This is a genomic window from Pseudomonas sp. FG98, from assembly GCF_057808595.1.
The window spans coordinates 1-26,809 of record NZ_JBMDIJ010000025.1 but is presented as its reverse complement, the minus strand read 5'-3'; the positions used below and the strand labels follow the sequence as shown (position 1 = coordinate 26,809).

Sequence of the window (26,809 nt, the reverse complement as noted above, 5' to 3'; positions counted from 1 at the left end):
ATTCACGCTGCTCAAGGCACCTCTCCATGGAATATGAGCTTCAAGATCTGAGATCTTTCGTCAAAATCGCCGAACTCGGGAGTTTCCACGAAGCCGCCGAAGCCCTGCACCTGTCGCAACCGGCCCTGAGCCGGCGGATCAAGAAGCTCGAAGAGGGCCTGGGCACGCCGCTGCTCGAGCGCACCACCCGTCGTGTCGGCCTGACCAGCGTCGGCCGCGACTTCCTGCCCAAGGCCCGGCGCCTGCTGGATGACTTCGAAGACTCGATCCTGAGCATCCGCGAACTGGCCGAGCGGCAGAGCGGCCAGGTCACCCTCGCCTGCATTCCCACGGCCGCCTTCTACTTCCTGCCCTCGGTGATCCGCCTGTACAACGAGCAGTACCCGAAGATCCGCATCCGCCTGCTCGACCTCAGCGCCAACGACGGCCTGGAAGCGGTGCTGCGCGGCGAAGCCGACTTCGGCATCAACATGATGAGCGGGCAGCACGCCGATATCGAATTCGTGCCGCTGGTGGAAGAGAAGTTCGTTCTCGCCTGCCGTCGCGACCATGAACTGGCCAGCCGCAAGGCGGTGACCTGGTCGGAACTGGCGCCCTACCGCTTGATCGGCGTCGGTCGCCTGAGCGGCAACCGCATGCTGCTCGACCATGCCCTGGCCGGCCTCAGCGTCAGGCCGAAGTGGTTCTATGAGGTGCAGCACCTGTCCACCTCGCTGGGCATGGTCGAGGCTGGCCTCGGCGTCTCGGCCATGCCCAGCCTGGCCATGCCCGGCGCCGATCACCCGACCCTGGTCAGCATCCCCCTGGCCGAGCCGGAAGTGACCCGCACCCTGGGCATGGTCTATCGGCGCGGTGCCTCGCTGTCGCCTGCGGCGGAGAAATTCGTCGCGATCCTGCTGGAGAAATGGCGCGAGCAGTGAGCGTCAGCCGACGCTCGCCTCGCGGTGCAGGGCCAGCTCGTCGCCGGCATTGCGGGCGAACTGGCGCTTGTACTCGCGACTGAACTGCGAGCTGCTCTGGTAGCCGACCCGGTGCGCTACCTGGGCCACGCCGAGGCCTTCGCCGATCAGCATCTGCTGGGCCTTGAGCAGGCGCAGGCGCTTGAGGTACTGGATCGGCGACAGCAGCGTGGTGCGCTTGAAGTGCTCGTGGAAGGCCGAGGCGCTCATGTTCGCCCGCCCGGCGAGGTCGTCGATGCACTTCGAACGCCGTGCCCCACACACCGACGATGTGATCATCGATATCTTCTACTGCAGGCATGGGTATCTACACATCTTTTGCGTCGTGTTGGCCGTAGAGTGCCCGGCAGAATAACCGGTCAAAGCTGACAGGTGCATGCCAATGTTTGTCTGGCGCCCTCAAGATCGAGCGCCGCCCACGCGGCGCATCGCCGGCAACGCCGGCTCCCACAGGTTGTAACGTGCCTATGTCTGTCAGGCCATGGTTGTTTGCCTTGTTTGTACAGCACGGTATCGAGTCGAGCCCAACAGCCGCACCGCGATAAATCGGCAGGCGCAAAAGGCTGACAACTCAAATCCAACAGGCCATGGCACGTTGCAACAAATGTGGGAGCCGGCGTTGCCGGCGATGCGCCGCGTGGGCGGCGCTCGATCTCAAGAGCACAACAAGAATCAAGGCATGCACCTAGCGGCCCTGATGCGATTTCCTGCCAATCGCTTGCGCTCAAAAGATGTGTAGACACCCTTGCTACTACGGCGTGTGCCACTCCGATATCCACCAGGCCCGCAATCAATGGGGCATCGCCGTGTACCCGCTGATGCCCGGCCATGAAATCATCGGCCGGGTCAGCGCGGTCGGTAGCCAGGCCGGCAAGTACCGGGTCGGCGATCTGGTCGGCGTCGGCTGCATGGTCGACTCCTGCCGCAGTTGCGAAGCCTGCCATGCCGACCTGGAACAGTACTGCGTGGAAGGTCCGACCATGACCTACACCACCCCGGACCGGGTCGACGGTAGCTACACCCTGGGCGGCTACTCCAACCGCATCGTGGTCAGCGAAGCCTTCGTCGTGCGCATTCCCGAGGGCATGGACCTGGCCAGCGCGGCACCAATCCTCTGTGCCGGCATCACTACTTACTCGCCGCTGTGTCATCATGGCGTCGGTCCGGGGCACAAGGTCGGCATCCTCGGCATGGGAGGCCTGGGCCATATGGGCATCAAGCTGGCCAAGGCCCTGGGCGCCGAAGTCACCCTGTTCACCCGCTCCGCCGCCAAGGCTGCGGAAGCACGCAGCCAGGGTGCCGACCATGTGATCGTGTCCACCGATGCCGAACAGATGGCTGCGGCGGCGGACCGCTTCGACTTCCTGCTCGACACCATCCCGGTGCAGCACGACCTCAATCCGTACCTGCAAACCCTCAAGTTCAATGGCGTACATATTCTTGTCGGGCTGATCGAGCCGATCGAGCCGGCGGTTGATGCCGCGCACTTGGTGCTCAAGCGCCGGGTGATTGCCGGGTCGCTGATCGGCGGCATCGCCGAGACCCAGGAGGTGCTGGATTTCTGTGCCGAGCACGACATCCGCTGCGATATCGAGATGCTGGATATCCGCAATATCAACCAGGCCTACGAGCGGATGATTGCTGGAGATGTGAAGTATCGTTTCGTGATCGATATGGCGACTTTGCAGGCGGAGGGCTAGGCGCCCTGCGCTGCCCGCCGCGCCTGCACCAGGCCATTGACCAAGTGCAGGCGCATGGCCGCCCGCGCGCCGTCGGCGTCCTTGCGGCTGATCGAGGCGAAGATCTGCTCGCGCTCGCGCAGCCAGCGCTGGCGGTCGTCGAACGGCACATCCTGCAGCAGGCTATTGCCCAGGTGGGTCATGGCATCGATGAAGAAACTGTTGCCGGTGCACAGGGCAATCTGCTGGTTGAAGGCGAAGTCGATACGCACCGCATCCTCATCGTTCGGCCCCCGGGCGGCGGCTTGGTCGAGCGCCGCACGCATCGCCTGCAACTGCTCGGCATTGGCCCGCTGCGCGGCGATGGCAGCGGCCTCCACTTCCAGGCTCAAGCGCAGTTCGGCGATCGCCACAGCATCGCCGCTACTGCCCTTTTCCGCTGCGCTATCCTCCACCTCGCCCGGACGAATCGCATCGACCACGAAGGTGCCGATACCGCGCCGGGTTTCCACCAGGCCTTCCGCCTGCAACTGCGACAGGGCCTCGCGGACGGTGGTGCGGCTGACGCCATGGGCCTCGGTGAGCGCCTGTTCCGTCGGCAACTTGCTGCCCGCCGACCATTCGCCGGAGTGGATTTTCTGCGACAGTTCGAGCACCAGGCGCTGGGCCAGGCTCGGACGTCGGGCGGGGGAAGCGGGTTGCATGCAGAGGGTCCCCTCAAGGAAAAAGATGATGGCAGTATACCGGCAGCCTCCCGGCAAAACGCACTATAATGCCGGCCAATTCGAACAAGAGCGTGCCCATGCCGGATCTCATCGCCCTCGCCTCACAGCAGCCCCGCCGTCTCGCCGAAGCCCTGGTCGAACGCTTTGCCCAACGCATGCGCAACGGTGAATTGCAGCGCGGCGAAAAGCTGCCCACCGAAGCCAGCATCATGGACAGCGAAGGCGTCAGCCGCGCGGTGGTACGCGAGGCGCTGTCGCGCATGCAGGCGGCGGGGCTGGTGGAGACCCGTCATGGCGTCGGCACCTTCGTCCTCGACATGCCGGCGCCGGAAGGTTTCAACGTGGGTCCGGCGACCATCGGTCTGCTTTCCGACGTTCTCGATCTGCTGGAGTTCCGCCTCAGCATTGAAGTCCAGGCTGCGGGCATGGCCGCCGAATGCGCCACGCCCCAGGCCCTGGAAGAGCTGGAGCAGGCCCTGCACGCTCTGATGCAGGGCCCGGAAAAATCCGGCAGCAGCACCAATGCCGACTTCCAGTTCCATCTGAAGATCGCCAAGGCCTCGGGCAACCGCTACCTGATCGACATCATGAAGAACCTCGGCACCAAGATGATCCCACGCACGCGGATGAACTCCGCCTATACCGGGCAGAGCAACCGCAGCACCTACCTGGCCGGGATCAACGTCGAGCACCAGCAGATCTTCGACGCCATCGCCAGCCGCCAGGTGGACGCGGCGCGTGCGGCGATGTTCATGCACCTGAACAACAGCCGCATGCGCCTGCGCGAGGCGCAGAAGCTGCAGGCGTTCTATAGCGAGTAAAAACGCCCATTCCACAGCCAACCTCAACACCTGTGGGAGCTGGCTTGCCAGCGATGAGGCCAGCTTGAGCAATGGGGTTGCCAGGGCCGGCCAAATCGCTGGCAAGCCAGCTCCCACAGGGTCCTCGGTCAGCCGCAAGATCGACGGCTACTCGACATCCTTGAAGGCCAGGCCCTGACTGTTGCTGACCTGCCATGGATTGCCAGGCTCCCGGTCGCTGAAACTCACGCCAGCAAACCGCGAATCACGCAATCCATCGATCTTCGCCTTGGCCTGCCCGCTGAAGCGCACCCGCTCGAACACCAGCCCCTGGTGCCAGGCGTCGTGCTGACTGTCGCCCTTGACCTCGATCGCCGCACTGCCGGCATTTTCCACACTGACATCGCTGACGCGGATATCGCGGAACTGCCCGGCGATGGTCGAGCGCTGGTAGTCGAGCTTGGCGTTGGGGTCGTTGTAGTCGAGGGTGAAGATAAAGCCCTGCTTGACGATATTGCGCAGCGCCGAGTCGCGGAACACCACATTGCGCGCGCCGCCACCCATGAAGTTGGTGCTCTTCATGCGCAGCCCGGCATCGGTGCCGTCGGCAACATTGTCCTCGGCCAGGATGTTCTCGATCCACGCCCCGGTGTGGCTGCCGGCGACCACCATGCCGTGGCCCTTGCGGAAGTAGTTGTTGAAGATCCACGCGCCGTCCTGGGGCTTCTGCTTCACCGCCTCGGCACCGGTACCGGCGGCGAAGTTGACGCAGTCGTCGCCAGTGTCGAAGAAGTTGTTGAAGACCATGGCGTTGCGACTGTTGGCGAATTCGATGCCGTCGCCGTTGTTGGCGTCGTAGGTCTTGTGGGTGGTGTTGGCCAGCACCACGTTCTCGGTCTCCAGGTTCATGATCCCGTGGTACGCCGGGTTGACCACGGTGATGCCGCCGTAGAACACGTTCTTCACATCGCGCAGGGTGATCAGCGAAGAGCGCATCTGCCCGTAGGCATCCTTGACGTTCATGCCCTCGGCCACCGCCCGCTCGACCTGGGCCTTGGCCAGCACGCCGTCGTGCATGTAGCGGGTGTTGTCGCTGGGCAGGTAGAACGGCAGCGCGCGGCCAAGTTCGTCGCGCACGTCTTCCTTGCGCTGCCAGCCGTTGCCATCGATGGTGCCCTTGCCGACGATGCGGATGTTCTCGAACGCCTGGTGCGCGCGCGGGTCGCGGGGCAAAGCGTTGATCAGCGAGGCCGGGCGCACGGTGGTCGAGTACGGGTACTGGATATAGCCATCGCGCGGGTAGTCCTCAGCGCGCTCGGAGCCGAGCAGGGTCGCGCCCTCGGCGATTTCCAGGGTCATGTTGCTTTTCAGGTAGAGGGCGCCGCTCTTGTAGGTGCCGGCGGGCAGCAGCACCTTGCAGCCGAGCGTACAGGCGTCGATTGCGCGCTGGATCGCGGCGGTGTCGAGGGTGTTGCCGTCGCCCTTGGCGCCGTATTGGCGCACGTCGAACAGCGCCGGGACCTTGCCGGTGCGCTGCACCACCACCGGGCTGTCGGCGGACTCCTTGCCGTCGCGGCCCACCGAGCGCACGGTGAAGCGGTATTCGGTGTCGGGTTGCAGGCCCTCGGCGGTGAAGCTGTGCAGGGCGATGCGGTAATGGAAGTTGCGCGTGTCCTGCTGGTAGAAGCGGTCGATATACGGCTTGGCCGGCGAGACCTGGTCGGCATTGGCGTTGCTGCCGCCGAGCAGCTTGCCGTTGGCGTAGACGTGGTAGTCGACGATATCGGCGTGGTTGGCCGGCTTTTGCCAGACCAGGATGATCTGCCGGTCATCATGGGCCAGGGTCGGGACCTGGGGTTTGGGCGGGGCTTCGAGGGCCCAGAGCGGCAGGCTGCTGGTCAGGGCCAGGGTTGCGATAAGGGGGCGCATCATTGTTATCTTCCTTGTTTTTGTTAGGCACGCGGACCCTGTGGGAGCTGGCTTGCCAGCGATTTGGCCGGTGCTGACAAAGGTGTTGTCAGGTCAGGCCTCATCGCTGGCAAGCCAGCTCCCACAGGTTTTTGTGGTGATCTGGGAATAGGTGTCAGCCAAGCGAGCTGCGGTTGACGAACACCGCCCGCTCCATTTCCCGGACATCCATGGACAGCACCTCCACCTCCGGCAGCAGCTCCACCAGGGCTTGCATGGTGGCGGTGGCCAGGCTGCGGCGCTGGTCAGCGCTGCGGCCGTCGAGCACCGACAGGGTCACATGGACAAAATCGTCCTGCGTCGCACCACAGCGGTAATGGGCATACCCGGCGATCCGTACCTTGATATCCCCAGGCTTGAAGAAGCCGCTGGCATCGATGGCGTCATGCACCGTCGCCAGCAACACCTGCTCCCCGACCCGCGCGGCCAGCGCCGTCGGGCATTCGATCAGACAGTGAGGCATGGCCCGCTCCCCTCGGCACTGAAATCCCGACTGGCCTGGACCAGCATGCGCGTGTAGTCGTGGGTCGCCAGGTCCTGGCTCAGGCCCTGGCAGTCGAGGCGCTCGACGATGCGGCCGTGCTGCATCACCGCGACCTTGTCGCACAGGTGGCTGACCACGCCGAGATCGTGGGTGACCATCAGGTAGGTGAGCTTCTCGCGCTGGCGCAGGTCCGAGAGCAGGTTGAGGATCTCGGCCTGCACCGACACATCAAGCGCCGAGGTCGGTTCATCGAGCAACAGCACCCGCGGTTGCAGGATCAGCGCCCGGGCGATCGCCACGCGCTGGCGCTGGCCGCCGGACAACTGGTGCGGGTAGCGGTAACGGAAGCTGTCGTTGAGCCCGACCTTGCACAGAATGTCGTTGATGCGGTCGTCACGCTCGTCCATGCCGTGGATGATCAGCGGCTCGCGCAGCGCGGTGTCGATGGTGTGGCGCGGATGCAGCGAGCCGTAGGGGTCCTGGAAGACCATCTGCACCTTGCGAAAGTGCTCCTTGGGAATCTTGTGCTGCAGCGGCACGCCGGCAATGCTCAGCGCCCCGCTCCAGTGCCGGTACTGCCCGGCCAGGCAGCGCAGCACGGTGGTCTTGCCGGAACCCGACTCTCCCACCAGGCCAAAGGATTCGCCATCCTCGACACTCAGGTTGACGTCGTGCAGCACCTGGTTGAGCGCCGGGCCGACGCCGAAGCTCAGGTTCAGCGATTGGGCTTGGATCATGGACATGGTCGGTTACCTCAGCAGGTCAGCCAGAGCGGGTCGCGTTGCAGCACCGGCAAGCGCGGGCGGCGGTTGTCCATGCTCGGCAAGGCGGCCAGCAGGCCACGGGTATAGGGATGTTCGGCGTGGTGCAGGTCAGCGGCGGCGAGGGATTCGACCACCCGCCCGGCGTACATCACCAGCACCCGGTCGCAGTAGTTGCGCACCAGATTGAGGTCGTGACTGACGAAGATCAGGCCCATCTGGTTTTCCACCACCAGCTCTTCCAGCACGTTGAGCACCTGCTGGCGTACCGAGACGTCGAGGGCCGAGGTCGGTTCGTCGGCGATGATCACTTCCGGGCTGGTGATGACCATCATGGCGATCATGATGCGCTGGCCCATGCCGCCGCTGACTTCATGCGGGTACAGGTCGTAGACCCGTTTCGGATCGCGGATATGGACCTTTTCCAGCATGGTCAGGACCCGCTCGCGGGCCTCGGCACGACTGGCCTTGTGGTGGGCCAGGTAGGCTTCGGCGATCTGCTCGCCGACCTTGACCACCGGGTTCAGCGAGTATTTCGGGTCCTGCATGATCATCGAGATGCGGTTGCCGCGGATCTTCTGCATGGCCTTTTCGCTGGCCGAGAGCAGGTCGACCTCGCCGAAGCGCAGGGCCTTGGCGCTGATCTGCGTGCTGGCCGGGTGCAGCTTGAGCAGGCTGCGCCCGACCGTGGATTTGCCCGAGCCGGACTCGCCGACGATGGCCAGCTTTTCCCGGCCGAGGGTGAAGGACACGTCACGCACTGCGTGCATTTCCTTCTTGCCGTTGACGAATCGCACGTTGAGCGAATCGACAGTGAGTTTGGGTGTCGACATGGTGCCTCCGGTTATTCGCTACGCGGATCGAGAATGTCCCGCAGGCCATCGCCCAGCAGGTTGAACGCCAGGCTGACGAGCATGATCGCCGCCCCCGGTACTGCCACCAGCCACCAGCATTCGAGCATGTAGCGGCGACCGGTGGAGATCATCGCGCCCCACTCCGGCAGCGGCGCCTGGGCACCCAGGCCAAGAAAGCCCAGGGCGGCGGCGGTGAGGATGATCCCGGCCATGTTCATGGTCAGGCGGATGATCACCGACGACAGGCACATCGGCACGATATGACGGAGGATGATGCGGCTCGACGAGGCGCCCTGCAGCTCCACCGCGACGACGAAGTCGGCCTTGCGCAGGGACAGGGTTTCCGCCCGCGCCAGACGGGCGATCGGCGGCCAGGAGGTGAGCGCGATGGCTACCACCGCATGCTCCAGGCCAGGGCCGAGGGCGGCAATGAAGGCCAGGGCCAGGACCAGGCTGGGGAAGGAAATGAAGATATCGGTGATGCGCATGAACACCGTGTCCACCACCCCGCCGAAGTAGCCGGAGACGGTGCCGATGAACAGGCCGATCGGGCCGACGATGACGGTCACCAGGGCAATGATGTAGAGGGTGATGCGCGAGCCGTAGACCAGCCGGCTGAAGATATCGCGGCCGTATTCGTCGGTGCCGAACCAGTGCGCGGCGCTCGGTGCCTGCAAGGCATTGGCGAGGTTCTGCACTATCGGGTCGTGGGTGGCGATCCACGGCGCGAAGGCCGCGACCACCACCAGCAGCAGGGCCACCAGCGAGCCGGCCAGGGTCATGGGGTTGTGCACCAGGTGGCGCAGTACGCGCAGACTGCTGCGGTACAGGGCATCCAGGCTGGACGCCGGGGTGCTGTCGGGTTGCCGCTTGGCGGCGCTTTCGCTGGAAGACATGTTGGCAATCATCGGCATGTTCTCGCGGTGGATTCATGGCTGTCCGGGGCAACCCCGGACAGTGCTCAGCGTTGCTTGTAGACGCCCAGGTAACGGGTCGCCTCGGCGTCGTCGCCGGTAAAGCCCTTGATGTCCACCGCGCTCACGGCGGTGTCGGTCATCTGCGAAATCATCATGATCGGACCGGCCTGCTGGTCGTACAGCGTCTGCGCCTCGTGGTACATGGCCAGGCGCTTGCCGGCATCGCGCTCGACGCCGACGCGGTCGATCAGGTCGTTGAGCTGGCGACTGAAGAACGAGGCGCGCCAGCCCTGGAAGTTGGGCAGGCCGGCGGCGTCGCTGTTGTCCGGGTTGTAGACGAAGGTGCGCAGGCTGAAATACGGGTGCGGATAGCGCTCGGCACCCCGCGCCACGATCATTTCGAAGTTGCGTGCGCGCATCGCGCCGTACACCTGGTTGCCGGTGCCGGGAATGATGGTGGCCTTGATCCCGCCTTCGGCCAGGGTCGCCTGCATGCGCGCGGCGATATCGATGAACGGCGGCTCGGACAGGGTGCGGATGGTGGTGCTGAAACCGTCCGGATAACCTGCTTCGGCCAGCAGCGCCTTGGCCTTGGGTACGTCGAGCTTGTAGCCTGGGTCAGGCAGGCGCGCTTCCAGGCCGAGCTGCATCGGCTGCTGGTTGAGCTTGCCGTAATGGGGCATGACCTGCTGGTCGAGGCCCTGGTAGTCGATCAGGTTGCGCACTGCTTCACGCACCTTTTTGTTGGCGAATTCCGGCTGCTTCATGCTCATCGCCACGTAGTACATGGTGCCCCGTTGCAGGGACTGGACCTGTAGTTTGTCCGTGCCCTCGATGGCCTTGATGTCCGGCGCGGCCATGCCGTAGGCCAGGTCGAGGTCGCCGCGTTCGAGCATCAGGCGCAGGGACTGCGACTCGGTCATGTGCCGCAACAGCACCCGCTTCATCTTCGCCGGGCCGCCCCAGTAACCATCGAAACGGGTCATCACCAGGGCATCGTTGGCGCTCCATTTGCTCAGGGTGAAGGGGCCGCTGCCGGCCTCGTTGGTCACCAGCCAGGCGCCGCCGAGGTCGCCGTTCTTCTCGTGCTTGAGCACTTCCACCCGGTCCACCACCACCGCGCTGGGCGAGGTGGCCAGGGAGTCGATCAGCAGCAGTGGATCGGTCGGCTGCGGCAGCTCCACCACCAGGGTGTGGGCGTCGGTGGCACGGATCAGGCCCTGGATGTTGTCGAGGCTGTAGCCGTAGGCCTTCCAAGTGGTGGCCAGGCCGAAGTTGAGCTTCATCACCCGGTACAGCGACCAGGCCACGTCCTCGGCGGTCAGCGGATTGCCGGAGTGGAACTTGACGTCATCGCGCAACTGGAAGGTGATGCGCTTGCCGTCCTCGCTCACCGTCCAGCTTCGGGCCAGTTGCGGCAGGTGCTGCTCGGGGTTGCCGTTGTCGCGCTTGACCAGGGTGTCGTAGAGGTTGGCGTTGATCCCCGAGGCATCCAGGCCCGGGGCGTTGGCCGGGTCGATGGAGAACAGGTTGACCAGGCTCATGCCGACGATCAACTGGTCGGCCGGGGTCTTCGCCTGCGCCGCGGCCATCGGGCCCAGCGCCAGCAGGGCGCCGAGCAAGGCGGGAAATACAGTTTTCATGGGGCATCCTTCTTTTTGTAGTTATGCCAGGTAGCCGTGGGGCTTAGCGGGTCCTTGGGTCGAACACCTTGTACAGGGCGTCGCTGATCAGGTTGAGGGCGACGAAGATCAGGCCGATCACCAGCACGCAACCCATCACCGCGTTCATGTCGCCGAGCATCAGGCTGCTGGTCAGGTACTGGCCGAAACCGGGCCAGGCGAACACCGTCTCGATCAGCACCGCGCCTTCGAGCAGCGAGCCGTAGGCCAGGGCCACTACCGTCAGCAGTTGCACGAGGATGTTGCGGAAGGCATGGCCCCAGACCACCTGGCGCCGCGACAGGCCCTTGACCCGGGCGGTGATGATGTATTCCTGGGACAGCTGTTCGAGCATGAAGCTGCGGGTCATGCGGCTGATGTAGGCCACCGAGTTGAGGCCGAGGATCAGCCCCGGCAACACGATATGCCGCAGGGCGCTGGCAAAGGCTTCCCAGTCGCGGGCCAGGGCGGTGTCCACCAGCAGCAGGCCGGTGACTTCCGGGACCATGCCGTCGTAGGCCAGGTCGATGCGCCCTGCCCCGCCGGCCCAGCCGAGCCAGGCGTAGAACACCAGCAGGCCCATCATGCCGACCCAGAAGATCGGCGTGGAATAGCCGAACAGGGTGATCACCCGGGCCACATGGTCGCCGACCTTGCCTTGGTTGCTCGCGGCCACCACGCCCAGCGGCAGGCCGATCAGCACGCCGAACAGGATCGCCAGGGTGGCCAGTTCGATGGTCGCCGGGAACACCCGCTTGATGTCCTCCAGCACCGGATGCCCGGTGAGCAGGGCATTGCCGAAATCACCCTGGAGCAGGTCGCCCAGGTACAGGCCGAACTGGGTCCAGATCGGCTGGTCCAGGCCCATGGCGCGGTACACCTGGTCGTAGGTGGAGCTGTCGGCATCCGGGCCGACCACGGCCAGCACCGGGTCCAGGGGCATCACCCGGCCGATGAAGAAGGTCAGCGCCAAGAGGCCCAGCAGGGTCACCAGGACCGTGCCGGCCCGGCGTGCGGTGCCGGACGCACGGGCGCCCAGCACGGAGGCAGTGGAAAGAGACATAACGGACTCCTGAATTGGCGTGCACCAGGCCTCAGCGGGCCTTGTAGACGTCCTTGTAACGGGTGGTGGCGGCGCTATGGCCCTGGTAGTCCTGGACGTCGTGGTACAGCACCACGGTGTCGGTCATCTGCGACACCGGCAGGATCGCCCCGACCTGCTGGTCCAGGGTGGTCTGGATCTGCTGGTACTGGGCCAGTTGCTTCGCCGGGTCCGCTTCCACTTCGGCCTGCTCGATCAGGCCGTTCAGTTCGGGGCTGTAGAACGAGGTACGCCAGCCCTGGAAGTTGCTCAGCTTGGCTTCGTCGCGGTTGTCCGGGTTGTACACCAGGGTGCGCAGGCTGGAATGAGGATGGCGCTCGGCCCCGCCACCGCCACGGCCAACCAGGATATCGAAGCTGCGCTCGCGCATGGCGCCGTAGATCTGGTTGCCGGTGCCGGTGACGATGGTCGCCTGGATCCCGGCCTGGGCCAGGGTCGCTTGCAGGCTGGAGGCGATATTGATGAACGGCGGCTCGGTGAGCACGCGGATGGTGGTTTTGAAGCCGTCGGGGTAACCGGCCTCGGCCAGCAGTCTTTTCGCTTCGGCCACGTTCAGCGTATAGCCCGGATCGTCCAGGCGCGCCGCCAGGCCCAGGGGCAGCGGCCGCTGGTTGAGCTGGCCGTAGTGCGGCATGACGGTCTGGTTGATGCCCTGGTAGTCGATCAGCGAGCGCACGGCCTTGCGCACCCGGGCGTCGTCGTAGGGTTTGTTCTTCACGCTCAGGGCGACGTAATAGAGTGTGCCGCGCTGCACGGTCTGGGTGCGGACCTTGTCGGACTTCTCCAGTGCTTCGATATCCGGTGCCGACATGCCCTTGGCCAGGTCGAGGTCACCGCGCTCGACCATCAGGCGCAGCGACTGCGACTCGGTCATGTTGCGCATGACGATGCGCTTGAGCTTTGCCGGGCCGCCCCAGTAGCCGTCGAAGCGGGTCATCAGGATCACGTCGTTGGCGCGCCAGTCGTTGAGCACGAACGGGCCGCTGCCGGCGGCATGGGTGGTCAGCCAGGCGCCGCCCATGTCGTCGCCTTTCTGGTGCTGCTGCACCACCTTGCGATCGAGGACAAAGGCGCTGGGCGAGGTGGCCAGGGTATTGAGCACCAGCAGCGGGTCGGTCGGCCGCGGCAGTTCGATGACGAAGGTGTGCTCGTCGGCGGCGCGCATGTATTGGCCGACGTTGCCGGCGGTGAAACCGTAGGCCTTCCAGGTCGAGGCCAGGGCCAGGTTGAGCTTGAGCACCCGTTGCAGCGACCAGGCGACATCTTCGGCGCTCAGCGGGTTGCCGGAGTGGAACTTGACGCCTTCGCGCAGCTTGAAGGTCAGGGTCTTGCGGTCGTCGCTGACCTGCCAGCTTTCGGCCAGGGCCGGGACCAGTTTGTCCGGCTGGCGGGCATCCTGGACCAGCAGCATGTCGTAGAGGTTGGCATTGACCTCGGACACGTCCAGCCCGGTGGCGGCGGCCGGGTCGAGGGACAGCAGGTTGATCATGCTCATGCCGACGATCAACTGGTCGGCCGGAGTCTTGGCGAAAGCCAGCGGCGTGGCGCCCAGGGCCAGCAGCGTCGCCAGGGCCCCCGCGCGAAGTTTCGGGAGAACGCTCATGTGAGATTGCCTTTCTTGTAGTTATTGGACTCTCGGGCGGCACGCGCAGGCGCGCGCCGCCATGCACGGATCAGTAGCTGTGCAGCGTGTTGGTCTCGACGTAGTTGAAATCGATATCCTCGCCCAGGCCAGGCAGGTCCGACAGATGGACGAAGCCGTCCTGGTCCATCGGGTCGACCAGGCGCTTGAGGTAGGCCGGCACCTCGTCGTAATCGAGGAACGGGTGCAGCAGGCCGCGCTCGTACCAGGTGCAGTTCTTGATCGCCCCGACCACCGCCAGGTTGGCCGCGCCGTTGCCATGGATCTCGCAGTCCATGCCGAACGACTCGGCCATGTGCGCCACCTTCAGGCAGGGGGCGATGCCGCCGACCCCGGCCACGCCAGCGCGGAGGATGTCGCAGACATCGTTCTTCACCCAGCTGGCCCGGCTCAGGTGCTTGCCGCCGAGGCTTTCCGGGCCAAGGACGGGGATGTCCAGCTGGCCGGCGAGCCAGGCGTAGGACTCGGCGGAGTCTTCCATCATCGGTTCTTCGAACCAGGCGAAGTTCAGTTTCTCCAGGGCGCGGCCAATGGTCAGGGCGTCGGTGCGGCTGTACCAGTGATAGCCGTCGATCATCAGCGCGATATCCGGGCCGACCGCCTCGCGCACCGCCGCGCAGGCCTTGATGTCCATGGCCACGCTCGGGGCGAAGGACACCGGCGGCATCCAGGTGTGCAGCTTGATCGCCTTGTAGCCGCGCTTGACCAGGGTCTCGGCGAAGCGGCCGTACTCTTCCGGGGTGGACAGGCCGCCTGGCAGTTCGTCGCCGCACATGGTCGAGCCGTAGGCCGGCACCTTGTCGCGGTAGGCGCCGATCAGCTTGTGCACCGGCAGGTTCAGCTTGCGCCCGGCCCAGTCCCACAAGGCCTGTTCGACCAGGGCCAGAGCGCGGTCGGTGAGCTGGCTGGCACTGCCGCGCTGCCAATGGGCGAGGTCGTGCCAGATCTTCTCGCGGTCGAAGGCATTGGCCCCGACCAGCACCTTGCGCACGAAGCCATCCAGTACATAGGGGCGGATCAGTTCAGGAGCACCCAGGGCATAGCCTTCGTTGCCGCATTCGGTGGTGATGCGCAGCAGGGCCATCTTCGCCTGGGTCACGTCACCGGGGTGGGCGTGGCCGGCACTGTCGACGGCGCGGCGGGTGGGGTAGGAAAAAATCTGCACGTTTACAGCAGTGATGATCATGGACGTCTGAGCCTTTTTATTAGGTTTGGCGGCGGGAGAGTCACGCTCTGGACAGGATCCTACGTCATCATACAACTTTTGAAAAGCACCCCTTTGAAATCTTTCTCAAGGCACATGCAAGACCCTTTCACCAGGGTAAAAACAGCCTTAAACCCCTAGCGAATACGCTGTAAACCGCTAAATAGAGCCATCATAAATTGTCGTCAGACAACATTGAAAGAAATCGTAGACAACCATCGAGTTGTCCGATAACTTGTTTGCACCTGCCGCCACGGAGCCACCCCGACCACAGCATCCCTACCGACACCTGCCTCATACCGACCTCAACAACAAAAACAAAAGAAGATCGCATGAACATCACACTTCGCAGCCTTGTGGCCGTCACTACGCTGGGCCTGTCCCTGCACGCCTTCGCGGATTCGGCCAGCATCAACTACCGCCACGGTTTCACCGAAGACGACAGCATCCACTCCGACCGGATCAAGATGAACTACCGGATGGACAGTGGCCTCGGGTTTGCCGCCGAAATCAAATACAAGACAGCGGGCGATCGCGAAGACGTCGCCTACGACAACATGGTCAACAACGGCCATGAGTTCACCGTGGACTACAACTACAAGTTGAGTCCGCAGTCGACGCTGACCCCGGCATTCCAGATGGACAGCTCCAAGGACTCGACCACCTACAAGTTCGGTCTGAAATACACCTACAAGATCTCCGACACCTGGTACGTCGCCACCCGCGTACGCCAGGATGCCCGCAGCCTCGACCGCGACCAGATCGACCGGAGCAAGGCCGACCGGGCCAAGGACAACCAGAACACCACCCGTCTGGAAGGCTGGCTCGGCTACACCCCAAAAGGGCCCTGGGCATTCGAGTACCAGTACATCTACTTCGACACCGACTACATCCGCTACGACAACAAGAAGAGCGACTACGAGCAGAACCTGATCATCAAGTACAAGCTCAACAAGCAGTGGGCACCGTTCATGGAAGTGGGTGACATCAAGGTCAACTCCACGACCGACGACCGCCAGGCCCGCTGGCGTATCGGGATCCAGTACAACTTCCTGTAATCCACGCTCCGGGCAGCCCTTGCGGCTGCCCGGTCATGTTTGCAAAGGCAGCCTCATGACCCTCGACACCACAAAACCCTTCCACCGCCTGCTGCTGACCGGCGCCGCCGGCGGCCTCGGGCAGATCCTGCGCGAAGCCCTGCAGGCCCACGCGAACATCGTCCGTGTCTCCGATATCAGCACCATGACGCCCGCCGCTGGCGCCCATGAAGAAGTGATCCCCTGCGACCTGGCCGACAAGGCTGGCGTCCTGGCCCTGGCCAGCGAAGTGGATGCCATCGTGCACCTCGGCGGAATTTCCACCGAGCGCGCTTTCGAGGAGATTCTCGAGGCCAATATCCGCGGCACCTTCCATATCTATGAAGCGGCGCGCAAACAGGGGATCAAGCGGGTGATCTTCGCCAGCTCCAACCATGTCACCGGCTTCTACCCGCAGGAAGAAACGGTGGACGCGCACTCGCCGCGTCGGCCGGATTGCTACTACGGATTGTCGAAGTCCTATGGCGAGGACCTGGCGACCTTCTACTTCCACCGCTACGGCATCGAAACCGTCAGCCTGCGCATCGGCTCGTCATTCCCCGAACCGCGCAACCTGCGCATGCTCTCGACCTGGCTGAGCTATGCCGACCTGGCGCACCTGGTGGAGCGCGCGCTGCTCGCCGCGGATGTCGGGCACACTGTGGTGTATGGGGTGTCGGCGAACCGCGATTTGTGGTGGGACAACCGGTATGCGGCGCATCTGGGCTTTGCGCCGAAGGACAGTTCGGAGCAGTTCCGAGCGAAGATGGAGCAGGTGGGCGGGAACGGTAAGAGCGATGCCGGCGCCGGCTTGCAAGGCGGGGCGTTTACCCAGGCTGGGCCGTTTGGCGACTGAGAGGGAGAATTGTGTTGTCGCTACCGGCCTCATCGCTGGCAAGCCAGCTCCCACAGGTCCGCGGTGCACGCGATCCTTGTGGGAGCTGGCTTGCCAGCGATGAGGCATCGATTGCCCCCTCAATCCATGGCACTCACCAACCGCCCGGCCTCCCCCGCCAGCGCCCGCTGACTGGCCAGACGCCCCATCACCCGCTCGACAATCTCCACCCGCGCCACCGCCGCGCTGCGCATGTCCTGCATGGCCTGCAAGGCCACGCCGGACTGCGCTAACCCCTGACGTGCGGCCTCACCAAGCTGCCCGATACCCAACCGCGCCTCCTCCGCCGACTGCTCCAGGCCCTTGGCGATCTGGCGGATCCGCGCACTGGAGTCCGCCGCGCGCCGCGACAGGTTGCGCACTTCGTCGGCGACCACGGCGAAACCACGACCCTGGTCCCCTGCCCTGGCCGCTTCGATCGCGGCATTCAGCGCCAGCAGGTTGGTCTGGCTGGAGATGTCCTGGATGCTGCCGACCAACGATCCGATCTGCACCGATTGCGCACCCAGTTCGTCGAAGGCGCTGGCGACCTGGACCATGGAACTGTCCAGGCGCCCGAGGATATCCGCAGAGACCTGGATGCTCTCGGCACTGGCATTGACCTTGCCCCCCGCCTCCCGCGCCAGCTGGTTGGCGAAGCGCATGTCCTGCTCGGTGGCGTGGATCTCGTCGCCCAGCGCCACCAGGCAACCGCGCAGGCGCGGGTCCTCCGGCGCCTGCAGCGGCTCCGGCGGCGGACAAGGTGGCGGTAGCGGAGCGGGTATTTCGACGATCACCTCCCGCACCCGATACTCCACCACGCCCTGCCAGAGCACGGCGGCCAACGCCATGCCGGTCACGGCCAGGACAATCCCGGCCGGATGCCACAGCGCGGCGATACAGGCGAGCCCGGACAGGCCCTGAACCAGCAGGGCCAGACCTTTTCGCGTCATGCCGCCTCCTTAGAGCAGTTTCCAGGTGTAGGTGAAGATCAGGCGGTTTTCGTCGATATCGCTGCGGTAGTTGGAGCGCGCCATGGCATTGCGCACACGGATGCCGAGGCCGCCAAGCACCCCGCTCTGCACCACGTAGGCGATATCCAGGTCGCGTTCGCGGTCCTTGCCCTCGAAGCCGCGGCCGGTATCGACGTTGTCGCCGGTGATGTAGCGCACGGTGGTGGTCAGGCCGGGAATGCCGAGGGCGGCGAAATCGTAGTCGTAGCGCGCCTGCCAGGAGCGTTCGTCGGTGTAGGCGAACTCGTAGGTCGGCACCTCGTTGCCCAGCGGGGTGATGTTGGCGAAGACCCGGGGGAACGGGCTGTCGCCGTACATGGCCTGATAGCCAACGTAGAAGGTATGCCCGCCGCGCTTGGCCGAGAGCAGGGAGAACAGCGCCTGGTTGTCGATATCGCCGAGCAACTTGTCGCCGTCTTCCCTGGCCGTGTAGTAGCCGAGGTTGGCGCCCAGTACCCAGTCGCCCACCGGCTGGGAATGCTTGAGGCCGAGGAAGCCCTGCTCATAGATGTCCTCAAGCTGGCCGTACCACAGGCTGGCGGTGGTGCGGTTGCCGTTGAAGGCATAGTCGGCACCGGCGAAGTTGAAGCCATCGCTTTCCGCCTGGCGCTGCGGCACATGGCCGAGCATGGCGGCCATCTTGCCGTCGCCGCTTTCGTTGCGCAGGTGGGTGGACTTGAGGTGACCGCCTTGCAGGCTCAGGCCGTCGATTTCCGCCGAACTGATGGCCACGCCCTGGTAGGTCGGCGGCAACAGGCGGATATCGCTGAAGGCCAGCACCGGCAGGTTGGGTTGCAGCTCGCCGAACTTCAGCTCGGTCTTCGACAGCCGCGCCTTGAGGGTCAGGCCAAGGCGACTGTAGCTGTCGGCGGCCACGCCATCTTCCTGCATCGGCAGCAGGCCGGTATTGGCCCGGTCGCGGCTACTGTCGAGCTTGAGCCCGAGCAGGCCGATGGCGTCCACGCCGAAGCCGAGGGTGCCAGGGGTGTAGCCGGATTTGAAGTTGAGGATAAAGCCCTGGGCCCACTCCTCGGCCTTGGACTGCTGGTTGCTGCCGACGATGTCGGAGAAGTCGCGGCTGAAGTAGTAGTTGCGGGTGGTCAGGGTCGCGGTGGAGTCCTTGAAGAAGTCCGCTTCGGCCGCCAGCAGCGAAGGGCTGGCGACGGCCAGACCGAGGGGGAGCATGACGCAAGGTACGTGTTTCATCGGGAAGCTCTCTGATCTTGTTTTTATTGGGGGTGCAGCTTTCCAGGCGGCGGTCCGGTGAGGCCGCTGCCGTTGGGTGGAACCGATGTTTCAGTGGCTGCGCGGCACGGCAGCCGTGGTCGGTGAAGGACGCCGGGCCGCCAGCAGGCAATGGGCAAGCAGACCGAAGGCCAGCCCCCAGAACGCCGCCGACAGACCGAGGAAGGACACGCCCGAAGCGGTCACCAGGAAGGTGAACAAGCCGGCATCCCGCTCCCTGGGCTCGGCCAGGCTGCGGGCCAGGGCTTCGCTGATGGCGCCGTACAAGGCCAGCCCCGCCAGCGCCGCGATCAACTCCTTGGGAAACGCGGCGAACAACGACACCAGGGTGGCCCCGGCGATGCCGAACAGCAGGTACAGGGCGCAGCCGGACAGCGCGGCGATATAGCGGCGGCGCGGGTTTTCATGGGCTTCGCGGCCGGTGCAGAGGCTGGCGGTGACGGCTGCCAGGTTCAGCCCGTGGCAGCCGAACGGCGCCAGCAGCGCACCGACCACGGCACTGCTGCTGATGATCGGGCTTGCCGGGGTCTGGTAGCCGGCGTTGCGCAGCACCGCCATGCCCGGCATGAACTGCCCGGTCAGGGATACCAGCACCAGCGGCAAGGCCAGGTTGAGCACTGCGGAAAGGCTGAACTCCGGGGTGATCCATTGCGGCGTGGCCAGGTCGAAGACCAGCTTGTCGCTATGGAAATGCCCGCCGAACAGGGTGATGCCGACGCCCACCAGCAGCACCGCCGCCACCGCGTAGCGCGGCCACAAGCGGCGCATCGCCACGTAGGTGAGGAACATGCCCAGCACCAGCGCCGGTTGCGCCGGCAGCGCGCGGAACACCTCGACGCCGAAGCTGAACAGGATGCCCGCCTGCATCCCGGCGGCAATCGAGCCCGGCAGGCGGGCGATGATGCGGTCGAAGGCGCCGCTGATACCGATCAGCAGCAATACCAGGTTGGTCACCAGGTAGGCGCCGACGGCCTGGTTCAGGCCGATCTGCGGCAAGGCGGTGACCAGCAGCGCCGAACCGGGGATCGACCAGGCGATCACCACCGGCACCCGGTAGCGCAGGCTGAGCACCGCACCGAGCACGGCGCTGCCGATGGAAATGGCCCAGACCCAGGAAGACAACAGGCCATGGGACAGACCGGCGCTTTCTGCGGCGTGGAACACCAGCACCAGCGGGCCGGCGTAGGAGATCACCGTAGCGATCATCCCGGCCACCAGGGCGGACAGCGAGCAATCCTTGAACAGGTCTTTCATGGGACCTCGCGTGAGCCGGTTAACGGCTGATTGTTTTGGGGCTGCTGCGGGGACCTTGTGGGAGCGGGTTCACCCGCGATTGCGGTAGTGAATTCACCATGGCAATCGCGGGTAAACCCGCTCCCACAGGTATCGCGCTCGCCTGTGAGAGCTGCGAGGTCAGGCTTCCTGCAGCGCCCGCGGACGCTTGCTACGCAACTCGGCAGCCGCATCCGGCGCCTCCTGCAACTGGAAGTCGAAGCTCAGCTCGGCATAACGCCCCGCCACACCCCGGGCGCCGTCCTCGCGGAACTGCACCTCACCGACCAGGCCCTCGCGGGTGGCATAGGCGAAGTCGTCCCACAGGTACTTGTCGCCAGACAGGTTGATCTGGGTAGTGAGGTGGCGATAACCCGGTGCCGAGATGAAGAAGTGCACATGGGCCGGGCGCTGGCCGTGGCGGCCGAGCTGGTCGAGGCACTCCTGGGTCGGTCCCTGCGGGTCGCAGCCGTAGCCGGACGGCACGATGCTGCGGGCGCGGTAGCGGCCTTCGGCGTCGGTGACGATACGGCGGCGCAGGTTGTACTCGGACTGGCTCTGGTCGAAGAACGAGTAGGTGCCCTTGGTATTGGCATGCCACAGGTCGACGATGGCGCCGGCGATCGGCTGGCCCTGCGGGTCGAGCACCTGGCCGTCGAGGAACATCAGGGTCGCGACGCCCTCCTCGCTGCCGTCGTCCATGCGCGTCTCGCCCTGGGCGATCGGCGCACCGGCCACGTACAGCGGGCCTTCGATGGTGCGCGGGGTGCCGCCGGTGAGGCCGACCTGGGCGTCCTTGGCGTCCTGCAGCAGGTCGAGGAAGTGCTCGATGCCCAGGCCCGCCACCAGCAGGCCGGCTTCATTGCGCCCGCCGAGGCGGTTGAAGTAGTCGACGGTCTTCCAGAACTCGTCCTCGGTAATCTCCAGGTCCTCGACGATCCGCGCCACGTCCTGCAACACGCGGAGCATGATGCGCTTCAGGCGCGGGCTGCCATCGTCGTTACCGAGGCCGGCGGCCTCTTCGAAGAACTTCTGGACATCGGCAGTGTGGGAAATCTTCACGGTCATGGTGTTCACCTCTTGTTGTGATCTATGGGTGTGGCGGCTGCCTCAAACCGCCGGGGCAGCCGCCAGGCTTGCGCGTTTGCCGCTGAGTACATGGATGGTCATGGCCAGGGCGGCGACCGCACCGGGAATGGCGAAGGCGATGAAGTTCAGTTGCAGCGGCAGGTTGATGCCCATCAGCGCACCGCCGAGCAGCGGGCCGACGATGGCGCCGTTGCGGCCGATGCCCGAGGCCCAGCCAAGGCCGGTGGAGCGGATCGACAGGCCGTACAGCTGGGCGGCGCCGGCATACAGGAGGATCTGCGTACCGATGGTGGTGGCGCCGGCGATGAAGATCAGCAGGTAGAGCACCGGCATCGGGCTGTTGACCCCGAGCAGGCTGATGGACACTGCGGCAGCGATAAAGAAGGCGATCTTCACCTTGACCAGGTTGAAACGGTCACCCAGCCAGCCGCCGAGAATCGCCCCGGCCATGCCGCCGAAGTTCAGCGCCAGGAGGAACGACAGGCTGGAGCCCAGGCTGTAGCCGGCGCTGGCCATCAGCTTCGGCAGCCAGGAACTGAGGGCGTAGACCATCAGCAGGCAGCAGAAAAACGCCACCCACACCGACAGGGTGCGCACCGCCAGGCCGCCGCGGAACAGCTCCAGCACCGAGACGCTCTTGCCCTTGTTGTCGTGGGCTTCCAGCACATCGTCGGCCTGCGGCGCGCAGGACGGATCGAGGCGCTTGAGCAAGGCCTTGGCCTGTTCGCTGCGGCCCTGGCGCACCAGGAAGCCGATGGATTCCGGCAGGTAGTAGAGGATCACCGGCAGCAACAACAGCGGCAGCGCGGCGGCGAAGAACATCGACTCCCAGCCGAAGCGCGGCAGCATGTAGATGCCGATACCGGCCGAGAGCATGCCACCCACCGAGTAGCCGCTGAACATGATCGCCACCAGGGTGCTGCGCAGGCGCTTGGGCGCGTATTCGTTCATCAAGGCCACGGCATTGGGCATCAGGCCGCCGCAGCCGAGGCCGGCGAAGAAGCGGTAGATGCCGAACTCGGTCGGGCTGCTGGCGAAGCCGTTGAGCAGGGTTGCGCTGGAGAACAGGGCGAAGCAGATGGCGATGCCTTTCTTGCGCCCGATCCTGTCGGCCAGGCTGCCGAAGGCCAGGGCGCCGAACATCATGCCGAACAGCGCGTAGCTGCCCAGGGCGCCGGCCTGCAACGGGGTCAGGCCCCATTCCTTCATCAGCACCGGCAGGACCACACCGTAGATGAACAGGTCGTAGCCGTCGAAGATCAGCAGCAATGCGCACCAGCACATCACCATCCAGTGAAAGCGGGTAAAGGGCGCCTGGTCGATGACCTGGTGTACGTCGATTTTTCGCATGGCATCCATCTCTTGTTTTTGTTGTTGTAGAAACCGTGTTGCAGCGGTGCTCAACCGAGGTCGCCACCGCCTACGGGCAGAATCGTTCCGGTGATATAGGAGGCTTCGTCGGAGGCCAGGAAGAGGATCGCGCCGACCTGTTCATCGAGGTTGCCGTAGCGCTTCATCAGGCTGCTGTCGATGGTCTGGTCGACGATCTGCTGGTACCAGACCTGCTCCTGCTCGCTCTGCTGCGCGGCGTTGCGCGGGATGCGCCGGGGTGGCGCCTCGGTGCCGCCGGGGGCGGTGGCATTGACGCGGATGCCGCGCCCGGCGTTCTCGAAGGCCAGGCAGGCGGTCAGCGCGTTGACGCCGCCCTTGGCCGCGCCATAAGGCACGCGGTTGACCCCGCGGGTGGCGATGGACGAGACGTTGACGATCGCCCCCCTGCCCTGTTCCAGCATGTACGGCAGCGCCGCATGGCAGCACCACAGGGTGGGGAACAGCGAGCGGCGCACTTCGGCTTCGATCTCGTGCTGCTGGTAATGCTCGAACGGCTTGGCCCAGATGGTGCCACCAACATTGTTGATGAGGATGTCGAGGCGGCCGAAGCGCTCCACCGCCGCCGCCATCACCCGCTGGCAATCGCCGTACTGCTCAAGATCGGCGGTCAGCGCCAGCAGGCTGTCGCCCTGCTCCAGCTCGAACACCAGCTCGGAACGGTCCACGGCGATCACCTTCGCCCCCTCGCCGAGCAAGCGCTCGACCACCCGGCGGCCAATGCCCTGGGCTGCGCCGGTCACCAGCGCGATCCTGTCGTCGAATCTGTTCATCACGACCTCGAATAAAAAAGGGGCCACCCTGCCCGCACGACGGGGCAGCCCCATGAAAAGGGTTCACACGGCGGCAGCGAATTTCTCGTAGTAGAAATTGGCCGGGGCGATGTTCTGCTCGCGCAGGTACTGGCTGACCGCTTCGACCATCGGCGGCGGGCCGCACAGGTAGACATCGACATCGCCGTCATTGAGGTGGCCAGGGGCAATGTGCTGGGTGACATAGCCCTTGTTCGGGTACTGGCTGCCGGGGTTGGCTACGCAGGCGGTGAAGGTGAAGTTGGGGATCTCGGCGGCGAAGCGCTCCAGGCGTTCCAGCTCGACCAGGTCGAAGTCGTTGGTGACGCCGTAGATCAGGTGCAGCGGATGCTCGCTGCCCTGCCCGGCGATCTTTTCCAGCATCGCGGTGAAGGGGGCCAGGCCGGTGCCGCCGGCCAGCAGCAGCAACGGGCGCTTGACCTCGCGCAGGTAGAAACTGCCCAGCGGACCGGTCAGGGTCATGCGGTCGCCGGCCTTGGCCAGGCCGCTGAGGAAGCTGCTCATCAGCCCGCCGGGCACGTTGCGGATCAGGAAGCTGACCTCGCCGTCCTTCTGCAACGAGCTGAACGAGTAGGCGCGGGTCTGTTCGCTGCCGGGCACCTTGAGGTTGACGTACTGCCCCGGCAGGAAGGCCAGGCGCGACAGCGACTCGTCCTTGATCGACAGGGCGATGGTGCTTTCGGACAACTGGCGCACCTGGCTGATGGTCGCCTCGAAACTGGCCTGCTCGGTCTTGCACAGCTGCGACGAGGCCGGCACCCGCACCACGCAGTCGCTTTCGGCGCGCATCTGGCAGGTCAGCACGTAGCCCTGGGCCAGTTCGTCGGCGCTCAGGGCGTCGTCGATGAAGTTGTCGCCCATGTCGTAGCGACCGGCTTCAGCGAAGCATTTGCAGGTGCCGCAGGCGCCGTCGCGGCAGTCCAGCGGGATGTTGATGCCCTGGCGATAAGCGGCGTCGGCCACGGTTTCGCTGGCGGTGGCGTCGATGAAACGGGTGACGCCGTCTTCGAAATTGAGCGCGATCTGGTAGCTCATGGTGCACCTCGCACGCGGCCGCGGGCCTGGCGTCCCGAGGGTCGCCAACCACGTCTTGCCGGGTGATTCAAATGTGGTAGATGTCGATGACCTGACGCACGTAGTCGTTCTTCAGGACCACCTTCTTGGCCTTGATCAGCGGCTGCTCGCCGCGCAGGTCGAGGCTGTAGAAGCTGGTACCGAAATAGCTGTCGGTGGTCTTGTAGCGGAAGCTCAGGGTGTGCCAGTTGAAGCGCACCTGGCACTGGCCCTCACCTTCCTCGACGATCTCGATATTGCTCAGGTTGTGCGAGGTCCGGGTATCCGGGATGGTCGCGCTGGAGCGTTCGGTCTTGATGCGGAACACCCGGTCTTCCAGGCCGCCACGGTTGCCGTACCAGATCAGCGAGATCTCGCTTTGCGGGTCTTCGGTCAGCGTGTCGTTGTCGTCCCAGGACGGCATCCAGAAGGTCGCGTCGGCGGCGTACAGCTCCAGCCATTCGTCCCATTGGGCATCGTCGAGCAGGCGCGCTTCGCGGTAGAGGAAGTCGCGCACGGTTGCATAGAGAGCGCTCATCACACGGCCTCCACGGGGATCAGTTGCGGCTCGGTGCTGGCGGCCTTGAGCATGGTGTCCTGCCAGTACTTGTGCTGCAGGACGAACAGGCCCTCGTCCTCGGTGCGCACGCCGGACAGCAGCGGATGCAGGTCGATTTCCTTGGCCGCCTCATCGGCGCCCTCGACCCAGTGCTCGGCACCGCGGGACATGTCGTTCCAGCCGCGACCGCCGCCGTAGCCGGTCTGGCAGGAGCGGAACTCTTCCAGGTCGTCCGGGGTGGCCATGCCGCTGACGTTGAAGAAGTCCTCGTACTGGCGGATGCGCTTGGCCCGCGCCTCGGCACTTTCGCCACGGGGGGCGATGCAGTAGATGGTGATCTCGGTCTTGTCCACGGAAATCGGCCGGGCGATGCGGATCTGCGAGCTGAACTGGTCCATCAGGTAGACGTTGGGGTACAGGCACAGGTTGCGCGAGTTCTGGATCATCCAGTCGGCGCGGGCCTGGCCGAAGTCGCGGGCCAGCTCGTCGCGGCGCTCGAAGGCCGGGCGGTCTTCCGGGTTGGCCCAGCGGGTCCAGAGCAGGAGGTGGCCGTGTTCGAAGGAGTAGAAACCGCCGCCATTCTTGGCCCAGCTGCCGGCGCTCATGGTCTTGATCTCATCGCCGGCTTCGCGCTGCTTGCGCTGGTTCTGGGTGGCAGCGTAGTTCCAGTGCACGGAGCTGACGTGGTAACCGTCGGCGCCGTTTTCGGCGGTAAGTTTCCAGTTGCCTTCGTAGATGTACGAGCTGGAGCCGCGCAGCACTTCCAGGCCGTCGGGGGACTGGTCGACGATCATGTCGATGATCTTCGCCGACTCGCCGAGGTGCTCGACCAGGGGTTTCACGTCGGCATTCAGACTGCCAAACAGGAAGCCGCGGTAGGACTCGAAGCGCGCCACCTTGGTCAGGTCGTGGGAGCCTTCGCAGTTGAACGACGACGGGTAGCCGGCCGCGCTCGGATCCTTGACCTTGAGCAGCTTGCCGCTGTTGTTGAAGGTCCAGCCGTGGAACGGGCAGGTGTAGCTGGAGCGGTTGCCGGTCTTGTGCCGGCAAAGCATGGCGCCGCGGTGGCTGCAGGCGTTGAGGAAGGCGTTCAGCTCACCGTCCTTGTTGCGCGCGATGAAGATCGGCTGGCGCCCCATGGTGGTGGTGAGGAAGTCGTTGTTGTTGGGGATCTGGCTGTCGTGGGCCAGGTAGATCCAGTTGCCTTCGAAGATGTGCTGCATCTCCAGTTCGAACAGGCGCGGATCGGTGAACATCTCCCGCTTGCAGCGGTAGATGCCTTGGTCCTTGTCTTCCTCAAGCAGGGCATTCAGGTAGTCGATTCCCAGGGTCATGGCCGGGACCTCCGTTTTTATTATCTGACGGAGGCCAGATTAGGCGGGTGGCGGTGGGGTCGATATCCGGTTTTTGCAGACCGCTATCCGTTTCTTGCAGAGCGGGTCCGTGTTGTTCTTGCGGGCCTCATCGCTGGCAACGCCAGCTCCCACAGGGTCCTGCGTCTGACCTGGATCATGCGGCTGACCCGGAACCCTGTGGGAGCGGCCGGGCGGCGATCCGATTGCCGACGATGAGGCCATCAGCCTCGACATCGATCTTGCTGGTCAGGTGTGCTTGCCGGCCTCATCGCTGGCAACGCCAGCTCCCACAGGGTCCTGCGTCTGACCTGGATCA

23 protein-coding genes and 2 pseudogenes are annotated in these 26,809 nt (G+C 64.9%); 5 read left to right on the top strand and 20 right to left on the bottom strand.

Annotated features, from left to right (window positions below; translation table 11 throughout):
- The first annotated feature begins 26 nt into the window (after positions 1 to 26).
- Positions 27 to 920 (top strand): LysR family transcriptional regulator, encoded by an 894-nt coding sequence (locus tag ACODSK_RS16580; protein WP_489017618.1) that lies wholly within the window; start codon positions 27 to 29, stop codon positions 918 to 920.
- Positions 921 to 923: 3 nt separating this feature from the next.
- Here ACODSK_RS16580 and ACODSK_RS16575 read toward each other — a convergent pair.
- Positions 924 to 1,196, bottom strand: a pseudogene (locus ACODSK_RS16575) (helix-turn-helix transcriptional regulator); the annotation flags it as partial.
- A gap of 494 nt (positions 1,197 to 1,690) precedes the next feature.
- Here ACODSK_RS16575 and ACODSK_RS16570 point away from each other — a divergent pair.
- The gene (locus tag ACODSK_RS16570) at positions 1,691 to 2,659 is read left to right on the top strand and encodes an NAD(P)-dependent alcohol dehydrogenase (protein WP_489017617.1); all 969 of its coding nucleotides are present in this window, start codon (positions 1,691 to 1,693) and stop codon (positions 2,657 to 2,659) included.
- Here the strand turns inward: ACODSK_RS16570 and ACODSK_RS16565 are convergent.
- The gene (locus tag ACODSK_RS16565) at positions 2,656 to 3,342 is read right to left on the bottom strand and encodes a FadR/GntR family transcriptional regulator (RefSeq protein WP_489017615.1); all 687 of its coding nucleotides are present in this window, start codon (positions 3,340 to 3,342) and stop codon (positions 2,656 to 2,658) included. The genes ACODSK_RS16570 and ACODSK_RS16565 overlap by 4 nt on opposite strands.
- Positions 3,343 to 3,440: 98 nt before the next feature.
- Between ACODSK_RS16565 and ACODSK_RS16560 the strand changes: the two genes are divergently transcribed.
- Positions 3,441 to 4,184, top strand: coding sequence for a FadR/GntR family transcriptional regulator (locus ACODSK_RS16560; protein ID WP_489017613.1), 744 nt, complete (start codon positions 3,441 to 3,443; stop codon positions 4,182 to 4,184).
- A 147-nt stretch (positions 4,185 to 4,331) separates the two neighbouring features.
- On the opposite strand, the gene ACODSK_RS16555 is transcribed toward ACODSK_RS16560, so the two are convergent.
- The 9 genes from ACODSK_RS16555 to ACODSK_RS16515 form a co-directional block, all read right to left on the bottom strand.
- Positions 4,332 to 6,095 (bottom strand): glycosyl hydrolase family 28 protein, encoded by a 1,764-nt coding sequence (locus ACODSK_RS16555; RefSeq protein ID WP_489017611.1) that lies wholly within the window; start codon positions 6,093 to 6,095, stop codon positions 4,332 to 4,334.
- A 151-nt stretch (positions 6,096 to 6,246) separates the two neighbouring features.
- Positions 6,247 to 6,594, bottom strand: coding sequence for a 5-carboxymethyl-2-hydroxymuconate Delta-isomerase (locus ACODSK_RS16550; protein WP_489017610.1), 348 nt, complete (start codon positions 6,592 to 6,594; stop codon positions 6,247 to 6,249).
- Positions 6,579 to 7,358 carry an ABC transporter ATP-binding protein gene (locus ACODSK_RS16545; protein ID WP_489017608.1) on the bottom strand — a complete coding sequence of 260 codons (780 nt, stop codon included), beginning with the start codon at positions 7,356 to 7,358 and terminating at the stop codon, positions 6,579 to 6,581. The genes ACODSK_RS16550 and ACODSK_RS16545 overlap by 16 nt, the downstream gene beginning before the upstream one ends.
- A gap of 11 nt (positions 7,359 to 7,369) precedes the next feature.
- The gene (locus ACODSK_RS16540; RefSeq protein ID WP_489017607.1) at positions 7,370 to 8,209 is read right to left on the bottom strand and encodes an ABC transporter ATP-binding protein; all 840 of its coding nucleotides are present in this window, start codon (positions 8,207 to 8,209) and stop codon (positions 7,370 to 7,372) included.
- A gap of 11 nt (positions 8,210 to 8,220) precedes the next feature.
- Positions 8,221 to 9,138 (bottom strand): ABC transporter permease, encoded by a 918-nt coding sequence (locus ACODSK_RS16535; RefSeq protein WP_489017605.1) that lies wholly within the window; start codon positions 9,136 to 9,138, stop codon positions 8,221 to 8,223.
- A gap of 53 nt (positions 9,139 to 9,191) precedes the next feature.
- Positions 9,192 to 10,790 (bottom strand): ABC transporter substrate-binding protein, encoded by a 1,599-nt coding sequence (locus ACODSK_RS16530; RefSeq protein WP_489017603.1) that lies wholly within the window; start codon positions 10,788 to 10,790, stop codon positions 9,192 to 9,194.
- 43 nt (positions 10,791 to 10,833) lie between these two features.
- Positions 10,834 to 11,871: an ABC transporter permease gene (locus ACODSK_RS16525; RefSeq protein WP_489017601.1), complete on the bottom strand. Its 1,038-nt coding sequence runs from the start codon at positions 11,869 to 11,871 to the stop codon at positions 10,834 to 10,836.
- Between the two features lie 31 nt (positions 11,872 to 11,902).
- Positions 11,903 to 13,513, bottom strand: a complete 1,611-nt coding sequence (locus ACODSK_RS16520) for an ABC transporter substrate-binding protein (RefSeq protein WP_489017599.1) — start codon at positions 13,511 to 13,513, stop codon at positions 11,903 to 11,905.
- 70 nt (positions 13,514 to 13,583) lie between these two features.
- Positions 13,584 to 14,738 (bottom strand): mandelate racemase family protein, encoded by a 1,155-nt coding sequence (locus tag ACODSK_RS16515; protein WP_489017597.1) that lies wholly within the window; start codon positions 14,736 to 14,738, stop codon positions 13,584 to 13,586.
- 350 nt (positions 14,739 to 15,088) lie between these two features.
- Between ACODSK_RS16515 and ACODSK_RS16510 the strand changes: the two genes are divergently transcribed.
- Positions 15,089 to 15,814, top strand: a complete 726-nt coding sequence (locus tag ACODSK_RS16510; RefSeq protein WP_489017596.1) for an oligogalacturonate-specific porin KdgM family protein — start codon at positions 15,089 to 15,091, stop codon at positions 15,812 to 15,814.
- Positions 15,815 to 15,869: 55 nt separating this feature from the next.
- On the top strand, positions 15,870 to 16,688 hold the full coding sequence (locus tag ACODSK_RS16505) for an NAD-dependent epimerase/dehydratase family protein (protein ID WP_489017595.1): 819 nt from the start codon (positions 15,870 to 15,872) through the stop codon (positions 16,686 to 16,688).
- Positions 16,689 to 16,807: 119 nt separating this feature from the next.
- Here the strand turns inward: ACODSK_RS16505 and ACODSK_RS16500 are convergent.
- From ACODSK_RS16500 to benA, 9 genes and pseudogenes are all read right to left on the bottom strand, one after another.
- Positions 16,808 to 17,236: pseudogene (locus ACODSK_RS16500) on the bottom strand (methyl-accepting chemotaxis protein); the annotation flags it as partial.
- A 432-nt stretch (positions 17,237 to 17,668) separates the two neighbouring features.
- Positions 17,669 to 18,925: an OprD family porin gene (locus ACODSK_RS16495; protein WP_489017594.1), complete on the bottom strand. Its 1,257-nt coding sequence runs from the start codon at positions 18,923 to 18,925 to the stop codon at positions 17,669 to 17,671.
- A 90-nt stretch (positions 18,926 to 19,015) separates the two neighbouring features.
- Positions 19,016 to 20,218 carry a benzoate/H(+) symporter BenE family transporter gene (locus tag ACODSK_RS16490; RefSeq protein WP_489017593.1) on the bottom strand — a complete coding sequence of 401 codons (1,203 nt, stop codon included), beginning with the start codon at positions 20,216 to 20,218 and terminating at the stop codon, positions 19,016 to 19,018.
- Between the two features lie 159 nt (positions 20,219 to 20,377).
- Positions 20,378 to 21,304, bottom strand: coding sequence for a catechol 1,2-dioxygenase (gene catA / locus ACODSK_RS16485; protein WP_489017591.1), 927 nt, complete (start codon positions 21,302 to 21,304; stop codon positions 20,378 to 20,380).
- Positions 21,305 to 21,346: 42 nt separating this feature from the next.
- Positions 21,347 to 22,675 (bottom strand): MFS transporter, encoded by a 1,329-nt coding sequence (locus ACODSK_RS16480; RefSeq protein ID WP_489017590.1) that lies wholly within the window; start codon positions 22,673 to 22,675, stop codon positions 21,347 to 21,349.
- Between the two features lie 50 nt (positions 22,676 to 22,725).
- On the bottom strand, positions 22,726 to 23,490 hold the full coding sequence (locus tag ACODSK_RS16475) for a 1,6-dihydroxycyclohexa-2,4-diene-1-carboxylate dehydrogenase (RefSeq protein ID WP_489017588.1): 765 nt from the start codon (positions 23,488 to 23,490) through the stop codon (positions 22,726 to 22,728).
- 60 nt (positions 23,491 to 23,550) lie between these two features.
- Positions 23,551 to 24,561 (bottom strand): benzoate 1,2-dioxygenase electron transfer component BenC, encoded by a 1,011-nt coding sequence (gene benC, locus ACODSK_RS16470; protein ID WP_489017586.1) that lies wholly within the window; start codon positions 24,559 to 24,561, stop codon positions 23,551 to 23,553.
- Between the two features lie 67 nt (positions 24,562 to 24,628).
- Complete coding sequence (benB, locus tag ACODSK_RS16465) at positions 24,629 to 25,117, bottom strand: benzoate 1,2-dioxygenase small subunit (protein WP_489017584.1); 489 nt, start codon at positions 25,115 to 25,117, stop codon at positions 24,629 to 24,631.
- Positions 25,117 to 26,472: a benzoate 1,2-dioxygenase large subunit gene (benA, locus tag ACODSK_RS16460; RefSeq protein ID WP_489017582.1), complete on the bottom strand. Its 1,356-nt coding sequence runs from the start codon at positions 26,470 to 26,472 to the stop codon at positions 25,117 to 25,119. Before benA ends, benB begins: the two co-directional genes overlap by 1 nt.
- Between the last annotated feature and the right edge of the window lie 337 nt (positions 26,473 to 26,809).

Coding starts and splice junctions, on each gene's coding strand:
- ACODSK_RS16580 (WP_489017618.1), top strand. CDS start 27: ATGGAATATGAGCTTCAAGATCTGAGATCTTTCGTCAAAATCGCCGAA.
- ACODSK_RS16570 (WP_489017617.1), top strand. CDS start 1,691: ATGTGTAGACACCCTTGCTACTACGGCGTGTGCCACTCCGATATCCAC.
- ACODSK_RS16565 (WP_489017615.1), bottom strand. CDS start 3,342: ATGCAACCCGCTTCCCCCGCCCGACGTCCGAGCCTGGCCCAGCGCCTG.
- ACODSK_RS16560 (WP_489017613.1), top strand. CDS start 3,441: ATGCCGGATCTCATCGCCCTCGCCTCACAGCAGCCCCGCCGTCTCGCC.
- ACODSK_RS16555 (WP_489017611.1), bottom strand. CDS start 6,095: ATGATGCGCCCCCTTATCGCAACCCTGGCCCTGACCAGCAGCCTGCCG.
- ACODSK_RS16550 (WP_489017610.1), bottom strand. CDS start 6,594: ATGCCTCACTGTCTGATCGAATGCCCGACGGCGCTGGCCGCGCGGGTC.
- ACODSK_RS16545 (WP_489017608.1), bottom strand. CDS start 7,358: ATGTCCATGATCCAAGCCCAATCGCTGAACCTGAGCTTCGGCGTCGGC.
- ACODSK_RS16540 (WP_489017607.1), bottom strand. CDS start 8,209: ATGTCGACACCCAAACTCACTGTCGATTCGCTCAACGTGCGATTCGTC.
- ACODSK_RS16535 (WP_489017605.1), bottom strand. CDS start 9,138: ATGATTGCCAACATGTCTTCCAGCGAAAGCGCCGCCAAGCGGCAACCC.
- ACODSK_RS16530 (WP_489017603.1), bottom strand. CDS start 10,790: ATGAAAACTGTATTTCCCGCCTTGCTCGGCGCCCTGCTGGCGCTGGGC.
- ACODSK_RS16525 (WP_489017601.1), bottom strand. CDS start 11,871: ATGTCTCTTTCCACTGCCTCCGTGCTGGGCGCCCGTGCGTCCGGCACC.
- ACODSK_RS16520 (WP_489017599.1), bottom strand. CDS start 13,513: ATGAGCGTTCTCCCGAAACTTCGCGCGGGGGCCCTGGCGACGCTGCTG.
- ACODSK_RS16515 (WP_489017597.1), bottom strand. CDS start 14,738: ATGATCATCACTGCTGTAAACGTGCAGATTTTTTCCTACCCCACCCGC.
- ACODSK_RS16510 (WP_489017596.1), top strand. CDS start 15,089: ATGAACATCACACTTCGCAGCCTTGTGGCCGTCACTACGCTGGGCCTG.
- ACODSK_RS16505 (WP_489017595.1), top strand. CDS start 15,870: ATGACCCTCGACACCACAAAACCCTTCCACCGCCTGCTGCTGACCGGC.
- ACODSK_RS16495 (WP_489017594.1), bottom strand. CDS start 18,925: ATGAAACACGTACCTTGCGTCATGCTCCCCCTCGGTCTGGCCGTCGCC.
- ACODSK_RS16490 (WP_489017593.1), bottom strand. CDS start 20,218: ATGAAAGACCTGTTCAAGGATTGCTCGCTGTCCGCCCTGGTGGCCGGG.
- catA (WP_489017591.1), bottom strand. CDS start 21,304: ATGACCGTGAAGATTTCCCACACTGCCGATGTCCAGAAGTTCTTCGAA.
- ACODSK_RS16480 (WP_489017590.1), bottom strand. CDS start 22,675: ATGCGAAAAATCGACGTACACCAGGTCATCGACCAGGCGCCCTTTACC.
- benC (WP_489017586.1), bottom strand. CDS start 24,561: ATGAGCTACCAGATCGCGCTCAATTTCGAAGACGGCGTCACCCGTTTC.
- benB (WP_489017584.1), bottom strand. CDS start 25,117: ATGAGCGCTCTCTATGCAACCGTGCGCGACTTCCTCTACCGCGAAGCG.
- benA (WP_489017582.1), bottom strand. CDS start 26,472: ATGACCCTGGGAATCGACTACCTGAATGCCCTGCTTGAGGAAGACAAG.